Raw genomic sequence first — 16,855 nt, 5'->3', positions numbered from 1 at the left:
AGGCACGCAACTAAGGGTATGCTAACCGACATGGGCAAGGTCAAGGCTAAGCAGGTTTCGCGTCTGAAACCGAAGAAGAAGTGCTGTCGCAAAAAGACGCGCTGCGTGAAATGCCCTGTGGTCATTATGCGTATGAAGAAGTGTGAAGCCGCAGGCATCTGCGGCAAGGACCTGAAAAAAGCGCTCAAGCAGGCGCGTGCCGCCTGACCTTTTCGACCCGTCGGGCAGCCCGCGAACCGCGCTGCGCCCGACTGATCCGGCAATGACGGACATCACTCTCCGCGGAGGAGTAGAACCGGGGTTATGAGTGCCCCGTTGCTGACCGAAACCGAACTCACCGAGTCACTGACCGACCTGCCGGACTGGACCAGGGACGGCGATGTGCTGTCCCGCACCGTCCAAGCGCCCACCTTCCTCGCGGGCATCGAGCTCGTCCGGCAGGTGGCCGAGGCGGCCGAGGCCGCGAATCATCATCCCGATATCGATATCCGCTGGCGCAAGGTCAGCTTCGCGCTGTCCACCCACGATTCCGGCGGTCTCACCGCGCTCGACATCGAGCTGGCCCGCAAGATCGACCAGCTGGCGGCTCAGCTCGGCTGACCGACTAGGCGGTGCGCGCCTGGCCCTCGGTGGCCACGCGTGCCGTCTGCGTCGGGTCCGATTTCCGGCGCCGACCGAATTTGATCACCCAGACGAAGAACACCAGCGAGCCGATCACGTCCACCGTGCCGAGCCAGGCCAGCACCGCCGGTCGCGGAATGGTCCAGATCGAATCCTGGGCGAACGACAGCACCCACGGGATGCCGATCAACGTATTCACCAGCCAATAGCCCGCGATGATCTTGGCCCCCGGCGCCCGCCGCAGCGGCCCGTAGAGCAACCACAGCACCGTCGGTAGCAGCCAGACCCAGTGGTGCGACCAAGAGATGGGCGAGACGAGCAGCCCGAACAGCTGCACCATGATCAGCGTGCCCATCCGGTCGTCCGGCTCGAGCGCGCGCCAGGCGAAGAAGGCCAGCACCGCCACCACCAGCACCCCGGCCAGCCACCACGGCCCGGATTGCACGTCGTAGCCGAGGATTCGGCTCAGCGCACCGCGCAGCGACTGGTTCCACACCGAGCCGACCGGACCGATCCGGTCGGCGTCGCCGAGCAGGGTGCCGAAGTACCGCCGCGCCTCGTGCGGGGCGATCAGGAAGCTGATCCCGACCGTCGCGCCGAACACCACCGCCGACCACACCGCCACCAGCCAGCGCCGCTGGGCGACGAAGTACAGGCCGCTGATCGCCGGGGTCAGCTTGATCCCGGCGATGACGCCGATCAGCCCGCCGGACAGCCACCAGCGCGAGCTGCGCACCGCGACCATCGCGCCGAGCACCAGGAAGACATTGACCTGGCCGTAGTCGATCGTGGTCCGCACCGGCTCCATCCACATGCCCAGCGCGGTCCAGCCGACGGCCGCGGCCTGCCAACCCGGCTCCCGCACCCGCTCCTCGCCGAGGATCAACTCCAGGGCGATGCGCACCACCACATAGAGCGCGGCGACGGTGGCCAGCAACCAGCCGACGGCGACGGCCGTGAACGGCAGATAGTGCAGCGGGAAGAAAACCAGCGCGGCGAAGGGTGGATAGGTGAACGGCAACGGGAAGTCCGGCGTCTTCTCCGCGTAGGTGAAGTCGTAGAGCTTGTCGGTGAGCAGCGACGCCGATCCGTCCACGTACACGTGGAGGTCGACGACGTTGATCCCGTTCTTGTTCAAGAACATCCAGAGCAGCCTGGCCAGAATGGACAGACCGAGTGCCGAGACAGCCCATCGGAGTTGGCGGTTCAAATCGCAGGCTTTCGACTCGGGTGCGGTGCGTCGGCCCGACACCCGGCGATGCGAGTGTTCGGCGACAAGAACGGACGGCTCCGACTACATTAACCGCAGCGCCGATCCCGGTCGTCGCGCCCTCGTATCCCCAGCTGAATCACTGATAACATTTGCATCACCTTTCACACCAGCAACACCCGTTACGCGATACCGTCTGATAACACTGATCGTCCGCACGACCTGTAGGGCGACGCAGCTGTACACATAGCCGCGATATCCCTAGAGTGACCCCCGAAACGATGGCTTTTCAGCATCGGCCCAGATGTACCCGAGGTAAGGACGGCTAGACCAGTGCTTCGCACCCGAGGATCGCGGATTGCATTGTCGGCACTCGCCATCGCGGCGACTGCCACGCTTGCCGCGCCGACGACAGCAGTCGCGGCGCCCGCGCCCGCGCCTGCGGCGACCCCGAACACCGTGCCGATGGTTCCGGAGGGTGTCCCGATCGACGCCCTGGCCGCCCTGGCCCCCGCCATCGTCGGCTCGATCGCCGGCCCCGCCGATATCGCGGCAGGCCCGCAGTCGGCCATCCTCGACCAGGCCCGCAAACTGCTTGCGACGCTGAACCTGCCGCCGCAGATCAAGTCCACGCTGGAGCGGATCATCACCTTCCTGGACGGCAGCGGTGGCGGTGGCCCCGAGCTGCCGCAGGAGGGCCCGGTCATCGCGCAGTTCCTCTACCCGACCATCGGCAAGGGCTGCATCGGCCCGACCGCCGACTCGATCGGCACCGCGCTCGCGGTCGCGGGCCCGGCCCAGCTGCCGCCGCCCGGACCGAAGGCCGGACAGGCCGGGTTCGTGTTCACCGCGCTCGGCACCAAAGCGCCGACCGAGGTACAGAATCCGCCGATGACGGTGCAGTGGATGAACCTGGACACCCGTCAGGGCGGCCTGCTGCCGCTGACCGACGAGGCCAAGATCAACCCGGGTGGCCCGGCCACCCTGTCCGCGATCGCCGACACCGGTTCCGGCCGGGTCGTCGCGGTCATCTCCGGCTCGCTGACCACCAAGGCCGACGACGCCGACCCGCGCACCTGCTCGTTCCTGCCGACGCTTGGATTCTTCACCGTCTAGCCCGCCTCTCCGAGTATTAAGGCCAGACTGAGGCGGTGGGTACTAGCGTTGGCGGCCGACGGTGAGGTTGTCGGCAGGTTAGCCAGTACCCGGCGAGTTACCCATGTGCTTCTGAAATCTGTTGCTGCGGAATCATCGACATGGGCGCAGCCATGGAATGAAGCATGATGCGGCACTAACTGTGGTAGACCCGTAACCATGGCGACGATCGAACATTCGATACGGCCCGGCCGCTCCATCCGGAGCAGGCACTCGCACCGATCGATACTGTCCTTCCGATCCGAGGGCTCGATCCTGTCCATCGGGTCGGCCTACTCGATCCTCTCGATCGGCAGCGTCGGCTCGGTGTTGTCGATCGGCTCGGTCGGCTCGTTCGGGTCGGCCATCTCGTCGTTCTCGTTCACCAGCCTTGGCTCGGCGTTCTCCGGGCTGTCCCGTTGGTCGCTGTTCTCCTGGCTCGGGGATCACGAAGCACCCGACAGCCGCCCGACCTTACGGGTGGTGCCGGACGAAGAGCCCGACCTGCGCGAAGCGCCGCTGAGCCACTCGCAGACCTAGATTCGGTTCACCACTGCCCGTACTGGGCGGCAAGCGCGTGATTGAGATCAATGCCGATGCCGTCGAGCGAACGCTTGTCGATCTCGAACTGGTGCAGGTGCGCGGCCGGGTGGATGACGCCGTTGGAACCCCAATTGTGTTGCCAGTACCAGGAACCCAGGCCTGCGGCGCTGGCCAACCCGATGGTGGGGGCATTCGCGTACATGCCGGTGTTCTCCTTGCCGAGCACCGACTGCCAGCCGAGCAGGTAGGGCGCGATCATGCTGGCGAACTCGACCGCGGTCGGATTGTCATCGATGGCGGCATAGATCGGCACGTTGTCGGGACCGCCTGCGGCCAGGTGGAGGTCGAGTCCGCGTTGCGCGTGTTTCTTGCCCGCTTCCAGTCCGCCACGCCAGTCCGCGGTCGGTCCCTTGCCGAACTGGTAGCAGGACACGATCTGCAGGTTCGCCTCGTGTAGCTGGTCGACCTCGTTGGCGTGCAGCGGCTTGCCCGCCATCCATTCCGCGCCGGGCCGCCGGTCGGAGACGTACCGGATCACGCCGAGATGCCCGGCGTCCCTGATCGACTCGGCCGAGGGCACGCCGCCCGCGTAATCGATCAAGGTGCCGAAGGCGTCGGCGGCGGCGGGTTTCGCGGACACTGTCAGGCCGATCGCGGCTGCGGCGGCGGCATAGCCGAATAGCTCACGCCGGGACACAGAATTGGAACGCATCGTAGGACTCCTTCGCGCAACCCCGACTATGGATGGCAGCGTGCCCGGCGCACCTTCCCCATACATTCAGCGCGCGCCGGGAGCCTCGAACGTGTACTCATTTCACCATATTCACATGGGAACCGCTAGACCCACGGGACACACCCTTTCACATTGGTCACACGCGTTGACGTGCCAATGCGACTGCGGACCCTGACTAGGCCTTGTCGGAAGTACCCGGAGAGGTGGACGAACCGATGCGGGCGGCCACGTCGATGGTCCGACCGGAACTGTCGGCGAGTTCCTTGCTCACGACACCCGCGACCTGGGCGATTACCTGCTTTTTGATGCCTGCGAGCGCGCCGAGCGTCGCCGCACGCACGCCGTGCGCCTTGAATTCCAGCCGGATGTCGTCCGGGTCGGGCGGGGGAACATCGATGACCACGAGCAACGGGTCGGCGGCGCGCGCGGTCAACACCAGCGGGACCTCGACGTCGGCGCGGTAGCGGTTGGCCTTCAGCACGTCCACGGTGATGTCGAGGCTGACCGGCAGCGTCAGGTCGAAAGATCGTGGCGTGTCGGTCTTGTCGTCCAGTTGCGGTACCCGGACGCTGCCCCGCACGGTGACGGTCGCCGATTTACCCGGCCCGGTCTTCAGCGGGCCGATCTCGATCGGCCGTCCGGCCATCCGCTCGACCACATCGAAAACGCGCTCGCGCGTCACGATCCGCGAGAAGAACCGGTGCCCGAATTCGTCGTAGCCGATCCAGTCGAACTCCGCCTGCTCCCGATGCATGGACTTGGTGCCGTTCACGATGGCCTCGACATCGAAGACGCGGCTGCGACGGGCCTGCGGATCGGCGAGCATGGCGTTCACCCTGGACGCGACCTCGCGTTGCACCAGACCGGCGATCGGGTCGAGCAACATCTCCCCCGCCGCGTCCATCGCCTGGGCACGCAGCACGAAGCTGACGTCACGCTGGGTGATCGGCGGGATATCGATGACGATCAGCAACGGGTCTGCGGTGCGCGCGTGCAGGGTCAGGTCGATTTCGACGCGAGCCTCCAGCCGCAATTTCTTGCCGCCGAGCATCACCTTCAGCGCCAACGACACCGGAACGGTGACCTCGAACGTCACGTGCGGTCCGCTGTGCAGCACCTTGGGCGTGCCGACCTTGCCCTCCGCGACAAAGCCCGCGAGGCCGGCCGGGCCGAGCGAGAACGGGCCGATCGTCATGCCACGTCCGGCCATCCCGGACACCGCGGCCTCGATCCGGTCCTTCGTCACCGCGTGCGTGACGAATCGCTCCCCGAAATCGGCGTAGTCGATCCAGGCGGGATCGCTATTCGGTGCGTCGGTCGACTGCATCAGATGTTCCGGAACCCTCACCGCTCGATGGACACCCGACACGGTACGCGACCAACATTGCCCGGAACTTGCTCGAGTCTGAACCCGAGATCCCCGTCCTGCCGATGAGGGGGAGGCAGGGCGGGGATCGGCGACGGCGCTGCCGGGCGCCGTCACTAACCATCGTAGGGCTAACGCGCGCACCCAACGGACGTGCGCACCCACCAACCACCACCGTTAGCCGTCAATACATCTCACAGTCGGCCGAATCCGACGATTCCCGGCACCTCGGCCAGCGCGAACGTGTGAATGCTCACCTCGCCGAACTCGTTGCCGCCGATGGTCGTCACCACGCCCGCGCCGGACTTCAGCACGATGTTCGTGTGCTGGCCGAACGGGCTGGTGTTGTCGTACATCAGCACGTCACCGGTGCGCGGCTGGTAGCTGCCGACGGGGGCGAAGCGGCCAGCGCCCGCGTAGTACTCCTGCAGCGTGTACACGCCGGGGATCCGCCACGAGCCCGAATTCGGGTTCGCCAGCGGCGCACCCGATTCGCGCAGCACCCAACTCACGAAGTCCGCGCACCACGGTTCGCTCGCTCCCTCGGCGTATTTGGCGCCTGAACCCGGATTGCGGAATTCCCGTGCCGTCACCGCCACCACCTTGGCCTGCGTCGGGTCGAGCGTCGAACTGTCGACCGCGGGAAAGTCGGTGCTGCGCTGCCCGACGATCGCCGCCGGGCTCGAATGGTCTTGCCACCAGCGAACTCCCACCACCCCGGCGGCCGCGAGCGCGAGCACCACCAGTCCCACCGCGAGCCACGGGCCCACGCGCCTGCCCGACCGGCCGTGCCGAGCGCCGTCCGTGCGGTGCCGCGCCTGATGCGACGTTCTGACCTGCGGCTCCGACATCTCTCCCCCGATTTGTTCGTGATCGCGACCGTGTTGGTCCTTGCTGAATTGGACGAACGAACCGCCCGAACGGTTCCCCTCGAAAAACTACTTCCGCCCCCAGATATTCTCGAGGTAGAGTTCCACCATCCCGGTCCAGGAGGGTAGAAACCATGGGCTTGAATATAAAAAATGAGAAGGTGCACGCCTTAGTGCGTGAGGCAGCGGAGCGGACGGGGATGTCCCAAACCAGCGTTGTCGAGGAGGCACTGAAACGCATGTTGAAAGAACTGGACGCCGAGCAGCACACTCGGCTCGAAGATCTCCGGCTGATCGTGGCCGATATTCACACGATCATGAGGGAGTCCGGGCAACCACCGTTGACCACTGACGATCTCTACGATGACGAGGGGCTGCCCGCATGATCGTCGACGCGTCTGCCCTGCTCGCCATCCTCAACGAGGAACCCGAATCCGACTCGTTCACCGAGATTTTGGGATCGACCCACAGCATCGCGATGTCGGTCGTCAACCATTTCGAGGTGTCGATCAAAGTCGACCGGCATCCGAACCCGGTACTCGCCCGGCGCACAGACCAATTGATGGAAAGCGCGCAGATCGAGCTCGTTCCGGTTTCGCTCGAGCAGGCTGCCATCGCCCGAGCCGCGTATCGCGATTTCGGCAAGGGCAGCGGGCACCAGGCCAAGCTCAATCTCGGCGACTGCTTCGCCTACGCACTCGCCACCGTTAGGAAAAAGCCGCTGCTCTACAAGGGCAACGACTTCGTACACACCGATATCAGATCCGCGGTCTGACCTCGGAGCTCGATTCCGGGCGGCGGCGCGCCGCCCGGAATACCGTCCGGGCGAAGCGAATCCGCGCTACCCTCCCAGGACACCGGGCGACGGGGAGGTACGACCCTGGACACGCTGTGGACTTTCGTAGTGCACCGGCGACATCAGCTGCTCATCGACTCTTATCTGCACGTGTCGGCGGTGTTGCAATCGGTGCTGATCGCGACGATCGTCGCGGTGCTGATCGGCATACTGGTGCACCGCAGCCCGCTCGGCTCGTCGATCTCGACGGCCGTCGCCAGTGCCATTCTCACGGTGCCGTCGTTCGCGCTGCTCGGCCTGCTGATTCCGATCCTCGGCCTCGGCGTCGCACCGACGATCACCGCGCTGGTGCTGTATGCGCTGCTGCCGATCCTGCGTAACACGATCATCGGGCTGTCCTCGGTGGATCCCGCGGTGACCGACGCGGCCCGCGGTGTCGGCATGAATCGGCTGCGGGTACTCACCGCCATCGAACTCCCGCTCGCCTGGCCCGCCATCCTGGCCGGCATCCGCGTCAGTACGCAGCTGATCATGGGCATTCTCGCCATCGCCGCGTACGCCAAGGGACCCGGGCTCGGCAACCTCATCTTCTCCGGGCTGGCCCGGCTCGGCAGCCCGAACGCGGTGCCGCAGGCCCTGGTCGGCACGGTGCTGATCGTCGTACTAGCGCTCGTACTGGACGGGATCTACGTCCTCGTCGGACGCTTCACCACCTCGAGGGGAATCCGTGACTGACACCGAAACCCGTTCCGGCGGCATCGAATCGGCGGTGTCCGGCGAGGAGATCGTGCTCGACGCGGTCACCAAACGCTATCCGGGCCAGCGCGATCCGGCTGTCGACGAGGTGTCGATGACCATCCCCGCCGGCGAAATCGTGGTACTCGTCGGGCCTTCCGGCTGCGGCAAGACCACCACCATGCGGATGATCAACCGGCTGATCGAGCCGACCTCGGGCACCATCACCATCGGCGGGCGCGACGCCGCGTCGATGAATCCCGACCAATTGCGGCGCGGGATCGGCTACTCGATCCAGCAGGCCGGCCTGTTCCCGCACATGACGGTCGCCAAGAACGTCGCGACGGTGCCCGGCCTGATCGGCTGGGACCGTAAGAAAGTCGCCGCCCGCACCGACGAGATGCTGGACCTGGTCGGCCTGGACCCCGACACCTATCGCGACCGCTACCCACGCCAGCTGTCCGGTGGCCAGCAACAGCGCGTCGGGGTCGCCCGCGCGCTCGCCGCCGACCCGCCGGTGCTGCTGATGGACGAGCCGTTCGGCGCGGTCGACCCGATCACCCGCGGCCTGCTGCAGGACGAATTGCTGCGACTACAAGGCGAATTGGGCAAAACCATCGTCTTCGTCACGCACGACTTCACCGAGGCGGTCAAGCTCGGCGACCGAATCGCCGTGCTGGGCAACCAGTCCCGCATCCTGCAGTACGACACCCCGGCGGCCATCCTCGCCGATCCCGCGGACGAGACCGTCGCCGGCTTCGTCGGCGCGGACGCCTCGCTCAAGCAGCTCACGCTCACCCGGGTGAGCGATGTCGAAATGCGCCAATGCCCGACCGCCGTCGAGGACGAGCCGGTCGACACGCTGCGGAGCGCGCTGGCCGGGCAGGACTGGCCGTGGGCGCTGGTGCTCGACAAGCAGCGGCGGCGGTTGCGCTGGGTCTCGGCCGACCACCTCGCGCACGCGAAATCATTGCGCGGCATCGGAACACCGATCGGCGAGCCGCTGTCGCTGCGGTCGACGCTGCAGGACGCGCTGGAGGCGTTGCTGGCCGACCAGACGGCGAACGCGGTCGTCACCGGCAAGCGCGGCGAATACGTCGGGCTGATCACCATCGACACGCTGGTTGCGCACCTATCGGCGATGCGCGCCGAACACGGATCCGGCCATCCCGCGGCGGGTGACGCGCCGTGACGGCGGCCATCGGCACACCGCCCGCGACCTCCTCGCTCGCCGCCCAGCGGCGGGCCGAGCGGATCCGGCTGTTCGTCCAGCCGGTGGTCGTGCTGCTGCTCACCGCGGGCGTGCTGGTGTGGGCGTTCGCCAGGGACCTGACCACCACCCAGCAGGCCAGCCTCAACACGCACAACATCGTGACCGTCACCTGGCAGCACATCCTGATCTCGGCGACCGTCGTACTGATCGTCATCGTCATCGCGGTGCCGCTCGGCACGGTGCTCACCCGGCCCGGATATCGCCGTCTGGCACCGCTTTTCGTCGGTATCGCCAATATCGGCGCGGCCGCACCGGCCATCGGCCTGATCGTGCTGTTCTACCTCGCCACCCGCACCACCGGCTTCTGGATCGGTGTCGCGCCGATCGCGTTCTATTCGCTGCTTCCGGTGCTGCGCAACACGATCCTCGGCTACCAGCAGGTTGATCAGACGCTCACCGATGCCGGACGCGGGCAGGGCATGTCGGCGCTAACGGTGTTGCGCCGCATCGAGTTTCCCCTTGCCGTGCCCTACATCCTGGCCGGCCTGCGTACCTCGCTGGTGCTGGCGGTCGGCACCGCGACGCTGTCTTTCCTGGTGAGCGCGGGCGGTCTCGGCATCCTGATCGACACCGGCTACAAGCTGCGCGACAACGTCACCCTCGTTGTCGGCGCCGTGCTCGCGGTCGCACTCGCCCTGCTGGTCGACTGGCTCGGCGCACTCGCCGAGCAGTTCCTCGGGCCGAGGGGGCTGAAATGAACCGGCGGTGGCGCGGTGTGGCACTGGCGGCCGGGGTAATGCTGCTGGCGGCCTGCGGCTTGGAATCCGGTGGCGCGGTACCGCTTCGGGTGGGTCCGGGCAGCATCGGCCCGGTTCCCGAACTCGACGGCGTCCGAATCATCGTGGGGTCCAAGGACTTCACCGAGCAGAACATCCTCGGCTACATCATCGAATTCGCCATGTCAGCAGCAGGCGCGGAGGTGCGGGACCTGACGAACATCCAGGGATCCAACAGCCTTCGCGACGCCCAACTGCATGGTCAGATCGACGTCGCCTACGACTACACCGGTACCGGCTGGGTCAACTACCTCGGCAAAGAGACCCCCGTCCCGGACGAGGTAGAGCAGTTCAACGCCGTCCGCGACGCCGACCTCGCCGCGCACGGGATGGTGTGGGCGGACATGGCGCCGATGAACAACACCTACGCGCTGGTGATGAGCCCCGCCACCGCGCAGGCGACCGGCGTGCGGACGCTGTCGGACTACGCCGCGCTGATCGAGAAGGACCCGGACGCCGCGGCCACCTGCGTCGGCACCGAATTCAATGTGCGCCAAGACGGTTACCCCGGCATGGCCCGCAAATACAACATCGACGTCGGCAAGGTGCACAAGCAGATCGTCCAGGATGCCGTGGTCTATCAGGCCACCGCCGACGCCAAGCAGTGCAAGTTCGGCTCGGTCGCCACCACCGACGGCCGCATCCCGGCGTTGAATCTGGTGCTGCTGCAAGATGATCAGCGCTTCTTCCCGAAATACAATGCGGCAGTGGTGATGCGCAAGTCGTTCGCCGACGCGCATCCGCAGGTCGCCACCATCCTGGCGCCGATCTCGCAGCGACTCACCAACGAGGCCGTCACCGAGCTGAATCGTTTGGTCGACCTCGAAGGCAAAGAGCCCGCCGACGTCGCCCGCGACTGGATGGTCGCCCAGGGGTTCGTCACTGCCCGCTGACAGTTTCGATTGCGGTCCAACAGTTCCGCGGTCGATCACACAGACGCACACCCCTCGATTTCCCGCGCATCGAATCGCACGGAGATCAAGGGGTGTGCCCTGAGATCGACGGGGGGTAAAGGGTTTCCGAGGTGCGCGACACCGGCCACGCACCTCGCCCGGCATCAATCGCGCGGGACTCGACCGAGGTAGTGCAGGAGTTCGGCGACCGCGCTGTCATCGGACTTCCCGTCGACGATCGCCGCGTAGGCACCCCACTGACGCAGCGGCTCAACGATTTCCGCCTCCTCACCACTGCCCGGTGCAGGCTGCGCGGTACGCGCGGCGGTGAGCAGGTATCCAGCCAGTTCTTCGGTCAACGGCGACGCCTGGCCGGTGCCGATCGCGATGTCCCAAGCGTGCACGGCGGCATCCAGTGCGCACATCACCGCGGCCACCGGGGTCGGGAGGGCACCGTGCGGCAGTGGCGTCGGAACAGTCTCGGTGCCGTCGGCGACGGTCGCCCAGGCGGCCGCGGTCTGCTCGATCGCCTCGTCGACCAGCGCCGCCTTCGACCCGTCCACGCTGCCGGACGGCTCAAAGGGGTTGTAAGACGGCCCGGCCCCGATGCCGAGCGCCGCGGCGTAGGCGAGCTGATCGCCCGCCGCGTGCTGAACCACCTGCGTCACAGTCCATTCCGAGCACGGCGTCGGCAGCTCCCACTGATCGTCGCGGACACCGGCGACGACGTTTGCCAGGGCGCGGTAGGACTCGTCGAGGACGTCCCGCCAGACGGGGCTCAGGGTGGCGATGGAGGTGGTAGCGACGTTCATGTCAGGACCTTTCGAGATGGTGTTCCTTGCTTCTGACATCAGCCTATGAGTCCATTAGGCTGATTTCGTTCCTAATTTTCCAGAGGTGAAATGTGACGCCGACCACAGTGCGAGTACTGCGTTTGCTGGCCCTGCTGCAGGACCGCGCGCACACCGGCCGGGAGCTGGCCGAGCGACTGTCGATCACCGACCGCACCCTGCGCAACGACATCCAACGCCTGCGCGAACTCGGCTACCCCGTGCAGGCGCAACGCGGCGCGATCGGCGGCTACCGCCTCGGCCGCGGCACGACGATGCCGCCGCTGCTCCTGGACGACGACGAGGCCGTGGCCGTCGCGGTGGCCGTCGGCCTGGCCGAGGACGGCGCCACCGGCATCGCGGACATCACCGACAACGTCACCCGCGCCCTCGCCAAACTCGACCAGATCCTGCCGAAACGCCTGCAGCGCAAGGTAACCGCGCTACGCGAAGCCACCGCCATCGGACCAGCCACCACCGGATCGCGCGAACCCGACGCCCCGGTCCCCGCCGCGATCCTGACCACGCTCGCGGGCGCCATCCGCGACGGCGCCACCGTGCTGATCGATCAGCCGGACCTGGACCGTGAAGAAGTCGAACCCTACCGACTCATCAATTGGCAGCGCCGGTGGTACCTGGTCGCCTACCACCTCGAAACCCATTCCTGGAGTGCGATTCCCGTCGCCAAGGTCCAGCAGGCGAGCACCGGCACTCGCCGCTTCGCCGCCCGCGCACTCCCCGACGACGACCTGGTCGCCTTCGTCATGCGCCACATCGCCAGCACCGGCTGGCAGGTGCACGCCCGCGTCACCGTCCTCGCCCCCGCCGAAACCGTCATCGCCCGAATCAATCCCGCCGTCGGCGTCGTCGAGGCCGTCGACGCGGACACCTGCGTCCTGCTGACCGGCGCCGACGCACTCGAAACCGTCGCCATCTACCTGAGCATGCTGATGATGGACTTCCGCGTCGACGGCCCGCCGGAGTTGGTCGCCCACATCCGCACCCTCGCCCGCCGCTACACCGAAGCCGTCACACCCGACAACACCAGCGCCGCAACACCTTCGCCGAAATCTGGACGATTGATCACGGGGAACTGATGCTGGGATAACGCGACACCAGTTCCCCCTCGCCGAACAACGACCGGCATAAGCTGCGCCCGTGGCGTCGGTTGCGCGCCCGTCGAAGTTCCCGGCCACGCGTGTACGACTTCTCACGTCGCCGCTCGACGCGGACTCTTCTACGCTCACAGGCACTTCGGTCCAGTTTGCGTGCATCGGCTCTCGAGATCCGATGTGAGAGAGGTCGGGCATGACCAGCGAGACAACGGCGGCACTCGTGCTGCCACAGACGCCCCTTGCGCAGCACGTTCTCGCGCTGACACTGCGAGTGGAGTCACCGGCGGTGGCCAATCACAGCATCCGCAGCTTCCTGTTCGCCAGACTCTTCGCCGAGCACACCACGGCAAAACCCGACGCCGACTACGACACCGATCTCCTGTTCGCCGCCTGCGTGCTGCACGACATCGGCCTCAGCGACGCGGCCAACGGGAACCAGCGGTTCGAGGTAGACGGGGCGGACAAGGCGGCGGAGCTCCTGACCGAGCAGGGTCTCGGGGTTGCCGCCGTCGACTCGGTCTGGGAGGCGATCGCACTGCACACATCGCAGCACATCGCCGATCGCCGCGGCACGCTGTGCCTGCTCACCAGGAACGGGATCGCACTCGACTTCGGCAATGACACGGAGTTCATCAGCGACGAAGTCGGCGCGGCAATCCACGCGCGGTATCCACGACACGCCATGGCCACGTCCCTGACAGACATCATCGTCGAACAGGCGACGGCCCGGCCGGACAAAGCGCCGCCGTTCTCCCCCGCCTTCACGCTGCTGCGCGAGCGCGCGGCCGGGCAGCGGACGCTGCTCGAGCACGCGGCCGACCACGGCCGCTGGGGCAACTGACCTTGGGAACAGCGGAGCCGACCTGAACGAATTCAGGTCGGCTCCAATGTTGTTCAGCGATCAGGCGTGTCCTACCGTCGCCGCCGCGTCGGGCGCCTTGCGCATCGGGATCAGCGCGGTCAGCACGATCGCGACAACGGCGGCCGCCGTGGCGATCAGGAACGTGGTGTGGAATCCGTCGCGCGACGGGAACACGTGCACGCCGAGCTGCATGGTCATGTGCGCGAGCACCACGCTCATCACGGCCGACGAGGTCGACGTACCGACGGAGCGCATCAGCGAGTTCAGCCCGTTCGCGGCGGCCGTCTCGGTGATCGGCACCGCGCCCATGATCAGCGCGGGCATCGCGGCGTAGGCCAGGCCGACACCGGCGGCGACGATCATCGACGCCACCATGATTTCCCAGACGCTGTTCATCAGCACCACGGCGCACAGGTAACCGGCCGCGATCACCGCGGAGCCGAGCGCCAGCGTGATCTTCGGGCCGCGCGCGGCGGACAGCTTCGCCGACACCGGCGAGAGCAGGATCATCACGAATCCGGTTGGCGCCAGCGCCAATCCGGCGTTGACCATGGTCAGGCCGAAGCCGTAGCCGGTCTGCTCCGGCGCCATCAGCAGCTGCGGGAAGGTGAGCGACATGCCGTAGAGCGCGAAACCGACCGCGACGGAGGCGACATTGGTGAACAGCACCCGCGGTCGCGCCGAGACCCGCAGGTCGACCAGCGGCGAACGCTGACGCAGCTCGTAGGCGCCCCAGCCGAGGAACACCACCAGCGACACCGCGAACAGGATCAGCGTCGTCGGGCTGCCCCAACCCCAGTCCGCACCCTTGGTGATCGGAATGAGCAGCGCCAACAGCGCGATCGAAAGACCAACCGCGCCACCGAAATCGAACCGGGCGGGGGTGCGCACCGGCGACTCCGGCACGAAGACGAAAACCAGCGCGGCACAGATGAGGCCGAGGCCGGCCGCGGTCCAGAACAGCATGTGCCAGTCCGCGTTCTGCGCGATGGCCGCAGCGAGCGGCAGGCCCAGAGCGCCGCCGACACCGAGCGTCGCGCTCATGATCGCCATCGCCGAGCCCACCTTTTCGGCGGGCAGTTCGTCGCGCATGATGCTGATGCCCAACGGAATCGCGCCGACCGCGGCACCCTGCAGCGAGCGTCCGACGATCTCGGGAATCAGCGAGGTGAAGGTCGCGCAGACGACCGAACCGGCGACCAGCGAGAGCAGGTTGACGAACAGCACCCGGCGCTTGCCGAACATGTCGCCGAGCCGGCCGCTGATCGGGGTGAACACCGCACCGGCGAGCAGGGTGGCGGTCACCACCCAGGAGGCGTTGGACGCCGAGGTGCTCAGCAGGTCGGGCAGCGTCGGAATGATCGGGATGACCAGCGTCTGCATCAGCGAGACGACGACGCCGACCATACCGAGGGTGGCGATGAGGACGGCCGGCGATGGACGCCTTCGGTCGTCGGTATCAGAGACGGTCGAAGACGCGTCGGCAGCAACAGTCACAAATGTGCACGCTACACACCTTGTGTATCGTGCACAATTGGATATAACGTGACGCACCCGACATAGTGAGGCCCATGTCCGAATTCGGTCCCGCCGACAACGCAGCGCTCACCCGCCTGGTCTACGAGCTGACCCTGCTCGCCAGGCACTTTCCCGCGTCCCTGCTGCGTCGCCCCGGTTTCCAGCTCGACCGCTCGGCCTTCCTCATCCTGACCAGGCTGGAGTACGACAGCGCGCTGAGCCTGCGCGAGCTGTCCGAGACGTTCCAGCTCGACATCTCCACGATCAACCGTCAGGTCGGCGCGATGCTCAAGCAGGGGCTCGTCGACCGCGTCCCCGACCCCGACGGCGGCATCGCGCGCAAGATCCAGGCCACCGTCAAGGGGTTGGATGTGCTGGCCGCCGATCGCCTGCAGAGCCGGGACGGCATCGGCGCGGTGGTCGCCGACTGGGCCGATGCCGATGTCGATCAGTTGAGCAGGTTGATCGCGCGGTTCAATCAGTCGGTCGAGTCCATCGAAGACAATTCGTGGCCGCGGCCGCCTGAGGTGCGCTAGCGGACGCCCTTGGCGGATGTCAGCTCGGAGAGCGTCCGCCCACCCGCCTTTATCGTCGCGAGGACCGGGGCGGTCTCCAGCGTCCGGATCGCGTCGAGCTCGCCGAGGCGGCCGGTGAGGTATCGGTGCAGGGCGGCGGGGTCCTGGCACATCGCCTGGGCGACGAGGTTGGCCGAGCCGGTGGTCGCGACCACGAAGGCGAGTTCGTCGTGCCCCGCCAGTGTGGTGGCGACCGCGTCGAGGTTGGCCGGGGCGACCGACATCCACAGCAGGGCCTGGGTGGTCGCGCCGAAGTGTGCGTCGTCGAATTCGACGTCGAAGAAGAGTGCACCGGTTGCCCGCAGGTCGACCAGCCGCCGGGTTACCGTCGCCGGTGACCATCCGGTCGCCGTGGCGAGTTCGGCGAGGCCGGCTCGGCCGTCCCGGCTCAGCACGCCGAGCAGGGCGGTCTCGGCAGCGGACAGGGTCCGATGTTGCGGCGGACTGTCGGATTCGATCTGAAGTTGTTGCTGCTGAGCGGTATTCAATGCGTTGACATGGCCACGCCATACTCCGGGCCCGCCGTGGTAGGTGTGCAGCACCAGGTGCGCGGACACCCCGGTGACGCTCGAGGTGCGCGGAATGTCGTGCAGTAGTAGCGATCGCGAGGTCTGTGCGCCGAGTGGGACATCGACGATGAGCAGGATCTCGGTGCCGCCGGACATCAGTTTGACCCACGAGGTGTCGGACCTGCGAGCCAGCGAGTTGGCGAGGTGCTGTGCGGCGGCCGTCGTGGTGGTGAGTCGAACCAGCCACTGCGCCTTGCCGATTCCGTGCGTGTCCGGCAATCCGACGACGCGCAGGCCCGCCTCGGCGCGCAGCCGACGGTACCGGCGAGCGATGGTCTGCGTCGAGACACCGAGGACCGCACCGATCTGATTGAACGGCGCCCTGCCATCGATGTGCAGTGCGTGGATCAGACCGCGGTCCACGTCGTCCAGTGTGGTCATTCCTTTCATATCACCACGCTGTGTGGAAGTTTTCTACTATCCGCGCGCGACAGATG

General features: G+C 66.8%; 20 protein-coding genes. 13 read left to right on the top strand and 7 right to left on the bottom strand.

All coding sequences use genetic code 11. From position 1 onward, the window contains the following. Positions 1-30: 30 nt before the first annotated feature. Positions 31-207 carry a hypothetical protein gene (locus tag ACIBK2_RS35565; protein ID WP_191093947.1) on the top strand — a complete coding sequence of 59 codons (177 nt, stop codon included), beginning with the start codon at positions 31-33 and terminating at the stop codon, positions 205-207. Between the two features lie 96 nt (positions 208-303). Then, a complete protein-coding gene (locus ACIBK2_RS35560) occupies positions 304-600 on the top strand; it encodes a 4a-hydroxytetrahydrobiopterin dehydratase (RefSeq protein ID WP_396973932.1) in 297 nt (98 codons plus the stop codon). A 4-nt stretch (positions 601-604) separates the two neighbouring features. On the opposite strand, the gene ACIBK2_RS35555 is transcribed toward ACIBK2_RS35560, so the two are convergent. Continuing rightward, positions 605-1,873: a mannosyltransferase gene (locus tag ACIBK2_RS35555; protein WP_396973931.1), complete on the bottom strand. Its 1,269-nt coding sequence runs from the start codon at positions 1,871-1,873 to the stop codon at positions 605-607. 291 nt (positions 1,874-2,164) lie between these two features. Here ACIBK2_RS35555 and ACIBK2_RS35550 point away from each other — a divergent pair, with 291 nt between their 5' ends. Beyond that, complete coding sequence (locus tag ACIBK2_RS35550; RefSeq protein WP_396973930.1) at positions 2,165-2,947, top strand: hypothetical protein; 783 nt, start codon at positions 2,165-2,167, stop codon at positions 2,945-2,947. A gap of 198 nt (positions 2,948-3,145) precedes the next feature. Further along, a complete protein-coding gene (locus ACIBK2_RS35545; protein WP_396973929.1) occupies positions 3,146-3,505 on the top strand; it encodes a hypothetical protein in 360 nt (119 codons plus the stop codon). Between the two features lie 7 nt (positions 3,506-3,512). Here the strand turns inward: ACIBK2_RS35545 and ACIBK2_RS35540 are convergent, their stop codons facing one another. The 3 genes from ACIBK2_RS35540 to ACIBK2_RS35530 all read right to left on the bottom strand — a co-directional run bounded on the left by ACIBK2_RS35540 (position 3,513) and on the right by ACIBK2_RS35530 (position 6,458). Continuing rightward, positions 3,513-4,220: a DUF1906 domain-containing protein gene (locus ACIBK2_RS35540; RefSeq protein WP_396973927.1), complete on the bottom strand. Its 708-nt coding sequence runs from the start codon at positions 4,218-4,220 to the stop codon at positions 3,513-3,515. Between the two features lie 196 nt (positions 4,221-4,416). Beyond that, complete coding sequence (locus ACIBK2_RS35535; protein ID WP_396973925.1) at positions 4,417-5,568, bottom strand: hypothetical protein; 1,152 nt, start codon at positions 5,566-5,568, stop codon at positions 4,417-4,419. Positions 5,569-5,801: 233 nt separating this feature from the next. Then, positions 5,802-6,458, bottom strand: a complete 657-nt coding sequence (locus ACIBK2_RS35530; protein WP_396973923.1) for a CHAP domain-containing protein — start codon at positions 6,456-6,458, stop codon at positions 5,802-5,804. Between the two features lie 152 nt (positions 6,459-6,610). Here ACIBK2_RS35530 and ACIBK2_RS35525 point away from each other — a divergent pair, with 152 nt between their 5' ends. The 6 genes from ACIBK2_RS35525 to ACIBK2_RS35500 all read left to right on the top strand — a co-directional run bounded on the left by ACIBK2_RS35525 (position 6,611) and on the right by ACIBK2_RS35500 (position 10,949). Then, entirely contained in the window at positions 6,611-6,862 is a 252-nt protein-coding gene (locus tag ACIBK2_RS35525; RefSeq protein ID WP_396973921.1) for a type II toxin-antitoxin system VapB family antitoxin, read from the top strand. Next, a complete protein-coding gene (locus ACIBK2_RS35520) occupies positions 6,859-7,251 on the top strand; it encodes a type II toxin-antitoxin system VapC family toxin (RefSeq protein ID WP_396973919.1) in 393 nt (130 codons plus the stop codon). Before ACIBK2_RS35525 ends, ACIBK2_RS35520 begins: the two co-directional genes overlap by 4 nt. Positions 7,252-7,356: 105 nt before the next feature. Continuing rightward, positions 7,357-8,007, top strand: coding sequence for an ABC transporter permease (locus ACIBK2_RS35515; RefSeq protein ID WP_396974141.1), 651 nt, complete (start codon positions 7,357-7,359; stop codon positions 8,005-8,007). Continuing rightward, entirely contained in the window at positions 8,000-9,199 is a 1,200-nt protein-coding gene (locus ACIBK2_RS35510; RefSeq protein WP_396973917.1) for an ABC transporter ATP-binding protein, read from the top strand. The genes ACIBK2_RS35515 and ACIBK2_RS35510 overlap by 8 nt, the downstream gene beginning before the upstream one ends. Then, positions 9,196-9,978: an ABC transporter permease gene (locus ACIBK2_RS35505; RefSeq protein ID WP_396973915.1), complete on the top strand. Its 783-nt coding sequence runs from the start codon at positions 9,196-9,198 to the stop codon at positions 9,976-9,978. The genes ACIBK2_RS35510 and ACIBK2_RS35505 overlap by 4 nt, the downstream gene beginning before the upstream one ends. Further along, positions 9,975-10,949: a glycine betaine ABC transporter substrate-binding protein gene (locus tag ACIBK2_RS35500; RefSeq protein ID WP_396973913.1), complete on the top strand. Its 975-nt coding sequence runs from the start codon at positions 9,975-9,977 to the stop codon at positions 10,947-10,949. The genes ACIBK2_RS35505 and ACIBK2_RS35500 overlap by 4 nt, the downstream gene beginning before the upstream one ends. Before the next feature lie 164 nt (positions 10,950-11,113). Here the strand turns inward: ACIBK2_RS35500 and ACIBK2_RS35495 are convergent, their stop codons facing one another. After that, complete coding sequence (locus ACIBK2_RS35495; RefSeq protein ID WP_396973911.1) at positions 11,114-11,761, bottom strand: TIGR03086 family metal-binding protein; 648 nt, start codon at positions 11,759-11,761, stop codon at positions 11,114-11,116. Between the two features lie 92 nt (positions 11,762-11,853). Here ACIBK2_RS35495 and ACIBK2_RS35490 point away from each other — a divergent pair, with 92 nt between their 5' ends. Together ACIBK2_RS35490 and ACIBK2_RS35485 are read left to right on the top strand one after the other, a co-directional pair. Next, positions 11,854-12,876 (top strand): helix-turn-helix transcriptional regulator, encoded by a 1,023-nt coding sequence (locus ACIBK2_RS35490; RefSeq protein ID WP_396973909.1) that lies wholly within the window; start codon positions 11,854-11,856, stop codon positions 12,874-12,876. A 211-nt stretch (positions 12,877-13,087) separates the two neighbouring features. Then, complete coding sequence (locus tag ACIBK2_RS35485) at positions 13,088-13,735, top strand: HD domain-containing protein (protein ID WP_396973908.1); 648 nt, start codon at positions 13,088-13,090, stop codon at positions 13,733-13,735. Between the two features lie 60 nt (positions 13,736-13,795). Here ACIBK2_RS35485 and ACIBK2_RS35480 read toward each other — a convergent pair whose 3' ends face one another. Next, positions 13,796-15,253: an MFS transporter gene (locus ACIBK2_RS35480; RefSeq protein WP_396973906.1), complete on the bottom strand. Its 1,458-nt coding sequence runs from the start codon at positions 15,251-15,253 to the stop codon at positions 13,796-13,798. A 74-nt stretch (positions 15,254-15,327) separates the two neighbouring features. Here ACIBK2_RS35480 and ACIBK2_RS35475 point away from each other — a divergent pair, with 74 nt between their 5' ends. Continuing rightward, positions 15,328-15,810 (top strand): MarR family winged helix-turn-helix transcriptional regulator, encoded by a 483-nt coding sequence (locus tag ACIBK2_RS35475; RefSeq protein WP_396973905.1) that lies wholly within the window; start codon positions 15,328-15,330, stop codon positions 15,808-15,810. Here the strand turns inward: ACIBK2_RS35475 and ACIBK2_RS35470 are convergent. Beyond that, entirely contained in the window at positions 15,807-16,799 is a 993-nt protein-coding gene (locus ACIBK2_RS35470) for an Lrp/AsnC family transcriptional regulator (RefSeq protein WP_396973903.1), read from the bottom strand. The genes ACIBK2_RS35475 and ACIBK2_RS35470 overlap by 4 nt on opposite strands. Positions 16,800-16,855 lie beyond the last annotated feature (56 nt).

It is taken from the genome of Nocardia sp. NPDC050175, assembly GCF_044459885.1.
Taxonomy (GTDB): Bacteria; Actinomycetota; Actinomycetes; order Mycobacteriales; family Mycobacteriaceae; genus Nocardia.
The sequence above is the reverse complement of the archived record's forward strand: the minus strand, read 5'-3'. Positions and strand labels throughout refer to the sequence as shown.

Bases quoted from the DNA above. Each gene is read 5' to 3' on its own strand.
- ACIBK2_RS35565 (WP_191093947.1), top strand. From the start codon at position 31: ATGGGCAAGGTCAAGGCTAAGCAGGTTTCGCGTCTGAAACCGAAGAAG.
- ACIBK2_RS35560 (WP_396973932.1), top strand. From the start codon at position 304: ATGAGTGCCCCGTTGCTGACCGAAACCGAACTCACCGAGTCACTGACC.
- ACIBK2_RS35545 (WP_396973929.1), top strand. From the start codon at position 3,146: ATGGCGACGATCGAACATTCGATACGGCCCGGCCGCTCCATCCGGAGC.
- ACIBK2_RS35540 (WP_396973927.1), bottom strand. From the start codon at position 4,220: ATGCGTTCCAATTCTGTGTCCCGGCGTGAGCTATTCGGCTATGCCGCC.
- ACIBK2_RS35535 (WP_396973925.1), bottom strand. From the start codon at position 5,568: ATGCAGTCGACCGACGCACCGAATAGCGATCCCGCCTGGATCGACTAC.
- ACIBK2_RS35530 (WP_396973923.1), bottom strand. From the start codon at position 6,458: ATGTCGGAGCCGCAGGTCAGAACGTCGCATCAGGCGCGGCACCGCACG.
- ACIBK2_RS35525 (WP_396973921.1), top strand. From the start codon at position 6,611: ATGGGCTTGAATATAAAAAATGAGAAGGTGCACGCCTTAGTGCGTGAG.
- ACIBK2_RS35520 (WP_396973919.1), top strand. From the start codon at position 6,859: ATGATCGTCGACGCGTCTGCCCTGCTCGCCATCCTCAACGAGGAACCC.
- ACIBK2_RS35500 (WP_396973913.1), top strand. From the start codon at position 9,975: ATGAACCGGCGGTGGCGCGGTGTGGCACTGGCGGCCGGGGTAATGCTG.
- ACIBK2_RS35495 (WP_396973911.1), bottom strand. From the start codon at position 11,761: ATGAACGTCGCTACCACCTCCATCGCCACCCTGAGCCCCGTCTGGCGG.
- ACIBK2_RS35485 (WP_396973908.1), top strand. From the start codon at position 13,088: ATGACCAGCGAGACAACGGCGGCACTCGTGCTGCCACAGACGCCCCTT.
- ACIBK2_RS35475 (WP_396973905.1), top strand. From the start codon at position 15,328: ATGTCCGAATTCGGTCCCGCCGACAACGCAGCGCTCACCCGCCTGGTC.
- ACIBK2_RS35470 (WP_396973903.1), bottom strand. From the start codon at position 16,799: ATGACCACACTGGACGACGTGGACCGCGGTCTGATCCACGCACTGCAC.